Annotated in this window: 10 protein-coding genes; all 10 read right to left on the bottom strand. The window is 58.2% G+C overall.

Annotated features, from left to right (window positions below):
• Positions 1-48: 48 nt before the first annotated feature.
• Complete coding sequence (locus JN12_RS05525) at positions 49-2,172, bottom strand: cytochrome c3 family protein (RefSeq protein ID WP_170241857.1); 2,124 nt, start codon at positions 2,170-2,172, stop codon at positions 49-51.
• 10 nt (positions 2,173-2,182) lie between these two features.
• Positions 2,183-2,560, bottom strand: a complete 378-nt coding sequence (locus tag JN12_RS05520) for a response regulator (RefSeq protein WP_145019425.1) — start codon at positions 2,558-2,560, stop codon at positions 2,183-2,185.
• Positions 2,561-2,647: 87 nt separating this feature from the next.
• Complete coding sequence (locus JN12_RS05515) at positions 2,648-3,706, bottom strand: protein-glutamate methylesterase/protein-glutamine glutaminase (RefSeq protein ID WP_145019422.1); 1,059 nt, start codon at positions 3,704-3,706, stop codon at positions 2,648-2,650.
• Positions 3,703-4,578, bottom strand: a complete 876-nt coding sequence (locus JN12_RS05510; RefSeq protein ID WP_145019419.1) for a CheR family methyltransferase — start codon at positions 4,576-4,578, stop codon at positions 3,703-3,705. Before JN12_RS05510 ends, JN12_RS05515 begins: the two co-directional genes overlap by 4 nt.
• The gene (locus tag JN12_RS05505) at positions 4,578-6,590 is read right to left on the bottom strand and encodes a HEAT repeat domain-containing protein (RefSeq protein ID WP_170241856.1); all 2,013 of its coding nucleotides are present in this window, start codon (positions 6,588-6,590) and stop codon (positions 4,578-4,580) included. The genes JN12_RS05510 and JN12_RS05505 overlap by 1 nt, the downstream gene beginning before the upstream one ends.
• Positions 6,591-6,622: 32 nt before the next feature.
• On the bottom strand, positions 6,623-7,060 hold the full coding sequence (locus JN12_RS05500; protein ID WP_342795407.1) for a chemotaxis protein CheW: 438 nt from the start codon (positions 7,058-7,060) through the stop codon (positions 6,623-6,625).
• Between the two features lie 70 nt (positions 7,061-7,130).
• Positions 7,131-7,511, bottom strand: coding sequence for a response regulator transcription factor (locus JN12_RS05495; RefSeq protein ID WP_145019410.1), 381 nt, complete (start codon positions 7,509-7,511; stop codon positions 7,131-7,133).
• A 40-nt stretch (positions 7,512-7,551) separates the two neighbouring features.
• A complete protein-coding gene (locus JN12_RS05490) occupies positions 7,552-8,298 on the bottom strand; it encodes a chemotaxis protein CheW (RefSeq protein WP_246125761.1) in 747 nt (248 codons plus the stop codon).
• A 96-nt stretch (positions 8,299-8,394) separates the two neighbouring features.
• Positions 8,395-9,195 carry an ExeA family protein gene (locus tag JN12_RS05485; protein ID WP_145019402.1) on the bottom strand — a complete coding sequence of 267 codons (801 nt, stop codon included), beginning with the start codon at positions 9,193-9,195 and terminating at the stop codon, positions 8,395-8,397.
• A complete protein-coding gene (locus JN12_RS05480; protein ID WP_145019399.1) occupies positions 9,196-11,277 on the bottom strand; it encodes a chemotaxis protein CheA in 2,082 nt (693 codons plus the stop codon).
• Positions 11,278-11,319 lie beyond the last annotated feature (42 nt).

The raw sequence follows: 11,319 nt of genomic DNA, 5'->3' as shown, positions 1-11,319 counted from the left end.
CCGCCCTTATTCTCCGTTGGCTTTCCGGCTCAAATGGCCGGCTTGCTACTAATCTTTATGACACCTGTTGCAGGCGTTCTGATCCCTGACCGAAAAGGCCATGAGCGCGCCATGACAGTAACCGCACGACTGCCCCTGCCCCATTTCGCTCATTGTGAACGACCTGCGCTCATCACCGGTTTTGATGATCGCATAATGGCAGTCCGCACAGGTATACCCCCGGCCCAGATGGACCTTGTGGCTGAAAAACGCGTCCCCTACCGACTTGCTCTGCAGTTCGTAGCTGATGGCCTTAAGGATCGGATGGCACCTGAGACAGGAGCCGGTCACGCTGAAGGCGGTCTTGTCGTTGTGACAGGCTCCGCACGACTCCTGCTTCTTCTCCATGGCCGCCATGGAGACCCGGCGGTTCCCCGCACCCGGGTTGAACAGCCGGTCATGGCACTCGTTGCAGCGATAGAGCCCGGTATGCAGCTTGTGGCTGAAGGTTGCACCGGACGGCTGCATCTGGATCTCCTTGATCGGGTGACAACGGGCACAGTTCGCCCGGACCGTAAAGGCGGTTTTGGCATCGTGGCAGGCACCGCACGACTTGCCTGCCTCCATATCGGCCATGGTGAACCGCTTGGCGGCAACGCCGGTGGGAAATATCCGGTTATGGCAGTCGCCGCAGGTGAAGAGCGCGACATGCACCTTGTGGCTGAACGGAGTCGGTCCGGCGCCACGGGTCTTGATGACCAGTTCCTTGGTCGACTTGTGGCACCGATTGCAGTCACCGGCCACGGAGAAGGCGATATAGCCGTCGTGGCAGGCCCCGCACGACTGGTCCTTTTCCATCTCCACCATGGTCCGGCGCTTGTTGCCGGGACCGGCGACAAAAAAGGCGTTGTGGCAATCGGTACAGGTGTACATCTGCAGATGCCGGTTATGACCGAACCAGGCGTCCAGGACATAGGGGATGTCCCGCACGGGATGACAGCGGCTGCAGTTGGCCTTGACGGTGAAGGCAGTCCGGTCGTCGTGACAGGCCCCGCACGACTTGCCCTTTTCCATCTCCTTCATGGTAAAGCGCCGGGCCTGGCTGCCGGTGACGAACACCTTGTTGTGGCAGTCGCCACACGTGAACAGTGATGTATGCACCTTGTGGCTGAACGGCACCGTGCCGATCGGCTGCACCGCCAGTTCCAGCTCCTTGGTCTGCCGGTGGCAACGGTCGCAGTTGGCGGTCACACCGAAGGCAATATTCCCGTCGTGGCAGGCGCCGCAGGAGCGGTCCTGCTCCATCTCGGCCATGGTGTACCGCCTGCTGGTGGGGCCGCCGGTAAATATCCCGCTGTGACAGTCGGCACAGATGAAGATCTTCGTGTGGAATACGTGGGGGAAATACGCAGCAGCGGCCTTATAGGTGATTTCCCGATTCCCTCCGTGGCACCGCTGGCAGTCGCCGGTAACATTGAACGCGGTTTTCCCTTCGTGACAGGCACCGCACGATTTGCCCGTTTCCATATCCAGCATGGTGTAGCGCTTGCTGTTCGGTCCGGCAATGAAGTGCTGGCTGTGGCAATCACGGCAGCCGTAGCCAAGGCCCAGGTGTACCGTATGCTTGAACAGGGCGTCGGCGCTAAAGGCGATATCCTTCACGACATGGCATTTGACGCAGTCACCTTTGACCGAAAAGGCGATCCTGCCGTCATGGCAGCCGCCGCAGGAGAGTCCACCCTCCATGTCGGCCATGGAAACATGGGGATTCCCCGGTCCGGCTATGAAGAGGCCGTTATGGCAATCCCAGCACTGGAACCTGGTGAGGTGGAACGCGTGACTGAAGGTGATGGTCCCGAAATCCGGGATCTGGATCGGCACTTCCCTGGTGATATGACAGCGGGTGCACTCTGGCAGCCCGAACGCCTTGACCGTGTTATGACACGCCCCGCATGACTTGCCCTTCTCCATCTCGGCCATGGTGACCGGCGGATTCTGCCTGCCAATGGTATACAGGGCGTTGTGGCACTGGGTACAGTTGTTCCCCAGTTTCTTCAGGTGTGGATCGTGGGGAAAGTTGACCTTGCCGGCATTGACGGTCTTAAAGGTGACGACCTTGTAGTCCTTGGCATGGAGGAAAAACGGTACGCCGAGCAGCAGGATGAGCACTGCCGGTACCCACAGGCGGTTCACGCAAACTCCTTCAGGGGATGCCCAACAGCCCCTTGGCCACATCGAGGATCCGGTTCGGCTGGATCGGCTTGGTGATATAGTCGTTCGCCCCCAGGGCAATGGCCCGCTCCCGGTCCTCAACAGCCCCTTCGGTGGTGATGACCACGATCGGAATCCTTTTGTGGCTCTCGTCTTCCCGTACGAGGCTGATCAGTTTCAACCCGTCCATGACCGGCATGTTTATGTCAGTGAAGATGATATCGATCCGTTCGGTCGTGAGCTTCTTCAGACCGTCGACACCATCGTTGGCCTCGATGATCCTGATTCCCCTCAGCCGTTTCAGGGCAAAGGCGATCAGTTGACGCATGGTCGGCGAATCTTCGACAACAAGGGCGGTGTATTCTGGCATAGCTCGCATCCCCGGGATACTATTATTTTTTTGTCAGCAGGTCAAGAAAGCCTTGGATGGTGGAGAGTTTGCGATCCAGAACAAACTCTAAGCCTTAGCCGGCATAAAGCCGCAGGTATTGACAATTTCCCGAACCATCCGGTCAAGCGGGACGATGCGATCGACAACACCGGTAGCAATCGCCTCCCGGGGCATACCGAAGACCACCGTCGTCTCCTCCGCTTCAGCTACCACTTTACCGCCGGCCGCCTTGACCGCCCTGATGCCGCGACTGCCATCGTTCCCCATGCCGGTCATTACCACCGCCAGCAGTCTTTCGCGGTAAATTTCCGCCAACGACGCGAACATGGCATCGACGGATGGAATATAGCGATCTGCAGGGGAAGGCTCCTGCAAACGGACAACAGCCCTGCCGTCCACCTGCTCGAACAGCATGTTACACCCGCCCGGAGCTATCAACACCTGGCCCGGAAGTACCGGATCGCCGTGCGCCGCCTCTCTGATCTCGAAGGCCGACGCCCGGTTCAGCCGTTCGGCAAAGGCACGGGTGAATCCAGGCGGCATATGCTGGGAAACCAGCACTGAAATCGGAAGACTCCGGGTGAGCACGGAAAACATCCCGTAAAGGGCCGGCGGGCCGCCAGTGGAAGCCCCGATAGCAACGATGTCGGTCTTGCCCGTCAGCACGGGAGACGGAATGAAACGCCCCTCCGGCAGTGACGGCAACGCTGCCGATGCCCGGCCCCTGAGCTTCAGGTGGAGCACGTTGCGTACTTTCTCCTGCAGGTTCTCCCGTATCTTGAGCAGCTCGGTTGAAATCTTATTGGTCGGCTTGGGTACGAAGTCCACGGCCCCCAGCTCAAGTGCCTTGAAAACCTTTTCGTCGCCGGTCTGGCTGCTCACCACGATGACCGGCGTCGGGCAACTGTTCATTATGATCCGTAACAGCGTGAAACCGTCCATCCTGGGCATTTCCAGGTCAAGGGTCACCAGATCGGGTCTGAGGTCCACGATCCTCCGGAGACCCTCTTCACCGTTTGCAGCATAGCCAACCACCTCAACGCCGGGCATCTCCTGGAGCATCTTGCTGATGGAACGGCGGTTATAGGCGGAATCATCCACCACCACTACCCGTACCAACTTCACGTAAGGCCTCCACTCCCTTCCAGCGGCCTTTGATAGACCATATCGTTCACAAAATGGCGCAGAGTAAACTGTGTCGTGATATTCATCAGCGACTCGGAGTGACCGAGCAGCAGAAAACCGCCCGGCACCAATATCCTGGAGAAACTCTCGATAACCCGTTTCTTGGCGGCCAGATCAAAATAAATGATGACATTCCGGCAAAATATCACGTCCATTTTACCCAGCAGGGCGAGTCGCGTCTGATCGAAGAGATTGAGCTGACTGAAGCTGACCAGGCTCCGCACCTCATCGGAAATCTGGTGGCCGTCTTCCCGGCGACTGAAGAACCTGCTGATGGACCGATCGTCAGTGGCCCTGAATGACGATCCGCGGTACAGACCTTTACGGGCAAGTTGCAGGACCCTCTGGCTGATGTCGGTACCAACGATCTCCACCCGCCACCCTCTGAGGGCAGGCGTTTCCAGAAGCAGCATGGCGATGGTATACGGCTCCTCCCCCGACGAGCAGCCTGCGCTCCAGATTCTGAGGGTCCGGTCTCCCTGCTTGATCTTTGCCGCAACCAGTTCCGGAACGATCTCCTCGGTGAACGCCTTCAGCTGGAACGCTTCCCGGAAAAAATAGGTTTCATTGGTTGTCAGGAGATCCATGATATTGGACATCTCCTGCTCATGGCCACGGTCATAGCGGAGATAATAGAAGTAATCCCTGAAGGTCGGCAGGTTCAGGGCGTGAAGTCGCCCGGCAAGGCGCTTTTCCAGCAGATACCGGTTGTCATCGTCGAAATAAAGGCCGCAGTGGCTATAGATGAGATCGCGAAGCTGCAGGAACTCTTCATCACCCAGAGGGATATGGGACTCGGTGAACAGGAGCATTACAGACTGGACACCAGTGTCTGCAAATGTTCCCTGGCGGCCGGATCGACCTCTTCTGCCAAGGCATCCATGAGCAGGCGTTTGGCGCCTATCCCCAGACAGTTTGCCACGGCTGCGGCAACCCGCATCCGGACGATTGCATCGGGATGGGCAAACAGTGTCCGGCCATGTTCGGCAATCCACCCTGCTCCCTGGCGGGTCAAAACCTGCACGACAATTTTGAGCATCTCGCTGTCCGGATCGGCAAGGGCTTCGATCATATAGGGCACTGCCCGGTCCCAATCCAGCTGGCCCAGCCCTTCCAATGCCGCGAGCCGGACCATGCCGGGAGAGTCATGCACCAGGGCCGCCAAGGCCTGAAACGACTCTTTGAACCCATGAGAGACCAGGCTCTTCACCGCAGCCCGGCAAACCCATGGGGAATGATCCTGCAGCATCAGGAGGAGCGGCTCCCGGACTTCCTCCCCCCCCAGTCTGCCGAGTGCGGTTGCCACTGCCGTGCGGACATCATCATCTTCGTCAGCAAGCGCTATGACAAGGCTACCCACGCTCTGAGCAGCTCCCATTTCCGCCAATGCCACGATTGCCATCCGTCGAACCTTCGGATCAGGGTCTTTGGCGAGCAGAAGGAGTCTTTCCGGTTGATTGCAGGACGAAAGCAGCTGCACCCCATAGTATCGTTTGGTCGGCGAAGTCGCGGCAACGAGAGTTGCAACGATCGCGGCCATTTCCTCTTGCGCGTCACGGGCAAACCGCGTGAGCGTCTCCAGTGCCCCTCGCCTGACCTGGCTCTCCTCGTCATCGAGGAGTGCGACAATCTCCCCGGCAAGGGAAAGCAGGCCGGCCTTGCCGGCCGCCTGGGCAGCAACGAAGCGGAGCTCCGGAGAAGGCGACTGCATGCCATCCCGGAACATACTTTCCGCTTCTCCGAGAGCCAGTTCGCCGCACACAAATGCAATGAGGCATTGTGTCTCGATATCCCCACCGGCAAAGCCCCCGATCAATGCTTCCGCTTCAATCGAGCCAATGGCTGCCAAGGCTTCTATACAGCTCTGCCGGAGATGTTCATAGCGATATGCGGCAATAAGTGGGGCAACCGCCCGGCCATCGCCAATCAGCCCCAGAACGGTTACCACCGCTCTTTGAACAACCGGGTCGGCAGCGGTAAGGGACAGCATGACCTGTTCCACGCAAGGAGTGTCGGCCAGGCTCCGCAGCGGTTCATCGACCACCGCCGGCCGGCGTTCCGGGGAAAGGCGGGAACGGAGGTTCATCAAACCGGTAATGGCCGCCTCCCGGACACTCTTGCCCGTCTCGTGCATGCCGCCAATGAGAAGGGGCGCCGCTTCTGCGCCACAGAGAGCCCCCAGACTGGTGAAAACCCCCTTTTTCAGCAGCGGATCCCGTGCCAGCCCGTCAAATGTAGCCATGGGCAGAGGCTGACCGATTCTGACCAAGGCATCCAGTGCCGCAAACGCAACCTGAATGTTTTCTGAAGACAGTACCGTCAGGAGTGGACCCACCCCGCGCGGATCACCGATGATTCCCAGGCTTTCAGCAACAGCTGCCCGCACATTGGAATCCGGATCAGTAAGAAGTTCGATGAGGTAAGGGACGACATCGGCATTACCAATGCCGCCCAGGATATCGACAATGAATTTACGCACACCAGGTCGGGAATCGGACAGATGGCGGCAAAGAGTCGTCAGCGAGCGCGCCCCCAGCCCCTGAAGCAGCTCAACCGCCGCATTGCGCAGTCCGGCATTTCCCTGTGTATCCAGGAGTTCGATCAGGGTCTCAACCGTTTCCACATCCATTTGAACGGCAAGGAGCGCCTCAACCGCCTCTTTGCGCACCCGCCAACTCTCATCCCCCAAAGCCCGGAGGAGAGCGGCCCGCTTCTCTGCCCAAGGAAGTTGCACCAAGGCGAGTACCGCCTGACGGCGTTGTTCTTCGTCGGCGCCGCCCTGCGGGTCGGCAGTGCGTGCAGTATCTTTCGGCCCGTGTACCATAGAGTGAAACCTGTATCCTGCTTGGAATAGTTCTAAAGAATTGTCCGCAGTTGATGTACTTCCCGGGGAGAAAGCAGCTTGTCCAGATTCAGGAGCATGACCATTGACTCCTGAACCAGGCATACTCCCAGCAGATAGTCGTGAATGCTCACCTCGGAAAGGCGCGGCGGAGGTTTCAGGTCCTTGACCGGGACGGTGACCACTTCCGTCACATCGTCCACCACCAGCCCCATTGCCTGGCCGGCCACCTTGACGATCAGCAGCCGGGAGGCAGCGTCCAACTCCCTTTGGGGCATATCGAACCGCTTCCTGAGATCGATGACAGCTACCACTGCTCCCCGGAGATTGATAACCCCCTCCATGAACGGAGGGGCTTTGGGCAGGTGTGACAGTTTCTGGGGGCGGATAATCTCCTTGATCCGCATGATATCGAGGGCATACACATCCTCCCCCAGGCGAAAACACGCCACCTGTATTTCCTGAATTTCCGACGTCATAGCGTAACCTTCCGGGCATCCATCAGCATGAGCTATCAGTCTGTCAAGGCTTGAGGAGTTCTGCGATAACGTCCATCACCTTGCTCGACTTGAACGGTTTGGTGATGTAGGCATTGGCCCCGCATTCCATACCCTTGGCATAGTCCTGGGTGCTCTTTTTGGCAGTCAGCATGACCACCGGGATGTCACGTGTCTCCGGATTCTCGCGGATGCGTCGACAGACCTCGAAACCATCCATGCCCGGCAGCATGATATCCAGTACGATGAGGTCCGGTCTGTTGCGTTCGATCTCCGCCAACGCCTCGACACCGTCTGTCACGCCGGTCACCTCGTAGCCCCTCAGTGAGAGGAGAATACTTTCCAGTTTCAGGAGACTTTCTTCATCCTCCACCACAAGAATCCGATATTTTTTCGCGGATGTCATTAATCACTCTCCTGCAGTTGCCCTGAACAGCAGGCCCTGCTCAGCTCAAACTCATATCGAGGATCTTATCCAGGTCAAGGAGTATCAACATGCTGCCATCATGGTGACCAATCCCCTGAACAAACTCCCGACCGGTTCCGTCGAGGACCGCTGGTGGCTGTTCTTCGTCGGCAGCCCCCAGCTTTACCACATGGCTTACCTGATCAACCAGGATACCGGCGAATTCCTCCCGATGACGGACCACGAGTATTCTCCGCCTGTTCCCGCCCGGCACATCATCGAGCCCCAAGCGGCGGCGCATGTCGTATATCGGGATAATCACACCCCGTAAGGATATGACGCCAAGGACATAGGAGGGAACCCGCGGCACCTCGGTCACCTCGCGGGGCTTGATGATCTCCTTGATCTCCATGATATTGATGGCATAGTTTTCGTTTGCCACCCGGAAACAGAGATACTCTTCAATCCGGTCAAGTGAAGCAGCCCCCTCGATAAGTGCGGAAAGCTCGTCCTCATCCTCTCCTCCTGCCAGCTCCCGCCCCGCCAGAAGTTCGGCAATCGGGTCAAAAGAAGCCGTTGCCATCGTTCCCGGAAAGGAGAGTGGTTCCGGCACAGGCACGGTCTCCTGCATGGCCGGCGCCGAAACGGCAACTACTTCGGCCACGGGAATGGGTTGCTGTTCAGGGAGTTCTTCCACGCCCGGAACTGCCAGCTCGTCCGAAATGCCCGGCGCTGCGGGGCCGGTCGGATCTTCCCGGACAGGGAGCGAATAGGTAGGAGCGCTCACGACAGAAGAACCTCCCGGGGAGGTTTCCCCCGCATCCTTTTCCTGTAGGGCCTTTTTTCTTATCTCTGCCAGATTCATGGCAAAACCATCATCCCTTTACACGATAATTTCATGGGCAACACTGTCAATCAGCTCGGCATCGATGAATGTGACATCCCGGCCAAATCCTTCCAGAATGGCATTGGTGGCAATCGAATTGATGCGACGCGGCACCCCTTTTGAAAGCTCATAAATCCGCTGAACGGCGTCCGGGGAAAACAGCCCCTCGGCCCCGCCAGCCACCACGGCACGATAATCCAGGTACTCCAGCGTCTCTTCGAGGGTGAGTGGCTCCAGGTGATACTGGAGACCTATCCTCTGACGAAAAGGTTCGTAGATCGAACTGGCAAGAATAGTCCTGAGCTCCGGTTGCCCCATGAGGATGACACTGAGCAGATTCCGGTCATCCAACTGGAAATTGGTCAGAAGCCTGATTTCGTCGAAGATCTCCCGGTCCGGTATCAGTTGGGCCTCATCCACCACAATGACCGGGCAGCACCCTTCACGGTGGAGCTGATACAGCGTGTCGGTGACCCGGGAGAGGAGTTCGTCCTTGCCGCCGGATGGAAGGTCGTTGAGCAGACTCCTGGCCACCACCCGCAGGAACTCCAGGGCAGTGAGGCGCGGATTGAAGATGAAGCAGAAACGATACTGCTCGCCCATGGCATCCATCAACGCCCGGGAGATCGTGGTCTTGCCACAGCCGATATCGCCGGTCAGAAGGGCGAGCTCACGCTCTTCAACCGCGTGTTGCAGCCGTGCCAAGGCTTCCCGGTGTCCACGACTCAGATAAAGAAAACGGGGATCGGGGGTTTTGCTGAACGGTTTTTCCGTGAACCCATAGAAATCGTTGTACACCTAACCGCCCCCACGCGTCGCTTCATTGATGATCCCGGCCACGTCCAGGACCAGGATTGTCCGCTGGTCACCCAGGTCGGCAGCGCCGGAAATCCCCTTTACCCAGTCCAATATAGTGCCGAGAGATTTTATGACGATATCCTGCTGGCCGAGAAGGTCGTGGACAATGATCCCGAGCCTTTTTTCCGCTGCCCCCACCACCACGACGTACATGTCATCCGATGGCCTGTCCGGTGCGGGGAGATGGAAGAAATCACCCAGACGCAGCAGTGGCAGCGTCATCTCCCGAAGCTGGATGACCTCTTTCCGCTCCACGGTAAGGATATCCTCACGGTTGATCATGATGGTTTCCAGCACCGAGGTGATGGGCAGGGCGTAGGTACGGCCGGCAGAGGCAATAATCAGCGCCTTGATGATGGCCAGGGTGATGGGCAGAGTGATGGTGATCCGGCTCCCCTTGCCGAAAACACTCTCAATGTCCACCATGCCGGAGACGGCGGCAATGTTGTTCTTCACCACATCCATCCCGACACCCCGCCCGGAGATCTCACTCACGGTATCACTGGTGGAAAAGCCGGGAAGAAATATCAGCTCGATCGCCTCATGATCGGAGAGGGCATCGGCACTGCCAATCAACCCCTTCTCGACGGCTTTCCTCCGGACCTTGCCGGTATCAATGCCACGGCCATCGTCCTCTACCTCGATAACAACATGATTCCCCTTCTGAAACGACGAAAGCCTGATGGTCCCCGCGTCTTCCTTGCCGACGCGCCGCCGCTCCTCGGGCGGCTCGATGCCATGATCAATGGCGTTCCGGATAATGTGCATCACCGGATCGGCAATATCTTCAATAATGAGCTTGTCCAGTTCCGTATCGGCCCCGTACAGTTTCAGATCGACTTTTTTCCCCTGCTCACGGGCGACCTTACGCACGATCCGTCCCATTTTTTCGTAGAGCTGGCCCACCGGGATCATCCTGATCTCCATGACCCCTTTCTGCAGTTCGGTCAGCTTCCGCTCCAGCCCCTTGGCTGCCTTGGTCAACTCCTGGACCAGGGGGGTGAGACCGTCACGATGCATCCGCTCGCTGATCACGGAAATCGAGGAATGGCACAGAACCAGTTCGCCGACAATATTCATCAGATCGTCCAACTTGCCGATGTCGACCCGCACGGTGCGGCTCATGCTCTTGGCCGTGGCCGCGTCGCCACCCCCTCCTGGCGCTGCCGGTGGTGAGGAGGATGGTACGGAAATCACAGCAGGCGTTGCATCCGAAAGCGATGCCAAAATGGTCGGGGAGGGGGACACTGCCGCATGAGAAGAAGGCGGTGGCGCCACACCACTACCGAGCTGACGGACAGCAACCGTTGTAGCTGCCACCAGTTCGCGCACCTGGTCAAACTCCAGGTCGCTGCCAAAGAGGAGTTCGAAGTCTATGGACAACTCAATGTTGCTTCCCACGCTGGGAAGGGTGCTGATAACCTCGCCACAGCTCTTCAGCATCTCGGTCAAACTTCCCAGATCCTGGTCGAAGGTGGTCAAGTCAAAGGATGCCATGACGGAATAGATGTTCCGCCCCTTTTTCAGGTTTTCCAGGAGCCGGTGTTCCTCGTATTCGGTCAGGGCGGTTAAAACGGCTTCCGACAGGCCAAGAAAAGCCAGCGGGGATGGGCCGTCGACCGCCTTCGGGGTGGAGACGCAGGCCGTAATGCGGGTCACGATCTCCGAAAGTCCCGTCGCATCCATGGACCCGCCACTGGCACTGCGGACCATGGAGCCCAGGAGCTCTGACGAATCCGACAATACACTGATGACCGCATCGGTAAGGGGAACTTTGCCGAGGCGGAGAGAATCAAGAAGATTTTCCATGGTATGGGCCAGCTCCTGAATCTGACTGAAGCCGAACATACCGGCCAGTCCCTTCAGGGAGTGGGCACCACGGAAGATGGAATTGAGCAGGTCCGGATTGCAATCGCCGGTGTCCGCACAATCAGCCAGTTCAACCAGGTCGCCGCCGAGTTGGTCGATGATCTCTTCCGCTTCCGCCAGAAAGTCTGAGACAGCCTTGCCTAATGTGCTCATATGGTCAGGATACCGCTCCCTACGGAGATTGTTCTAAGGTTC

The organism is Geobacter argillaceus (assembly GCF_007830735.1).
Lineage (GTDB): Bacteria > Desulfobacterota > Desulfuromonadia > Geobacterales > DSM-12255 > Geomobilibacter > Geomobilibacter argillaceus.
Note: the sequence above shows the minus strand (reverse complement) of the source record. Positions and strands in the feature narration are given on the sequence as shown.

Bases quoted from the DNA above. Each gene is read 5' to 3' on its own strand.
- JN12_RS05520 (WP_145019425.1), bottom strand. From the start codon at position 2,560: ATGCCAGAATACACCGCCCTTGTTGTCGAAGATTCGCCGACCATGCGT.
- JN12_RS05510 (WP_145019419.1), bottom strand. From the start codon at position 4,578: ATGCTCCTGTTCACCGAGTCCCATATCCCTCTGGGTGATGAAGAGTTC.
- JN12_RS05505 (WP_170241856.1), bottom strand. From the start codon at position 6,590: ATGGTACACGGGCCGAAAGATACTGCACGCACTGCCGACCCGCAGGGC.
- JN12_RS05495 (WP_145019410.1), bottom strand. From the start codon at position 7,511: ATGACATCCGCGAAAAAATATCGGATTCTTGTGGTGGAGGATGAAGAA.
- JN12_RS05480 (WP_145019399.1), bottom strand. From the start codon at position 11,277: ATGAGCACATTAGGCAAGGCTGTCTCAGACTTTCTGGCGGAAGCGGAA.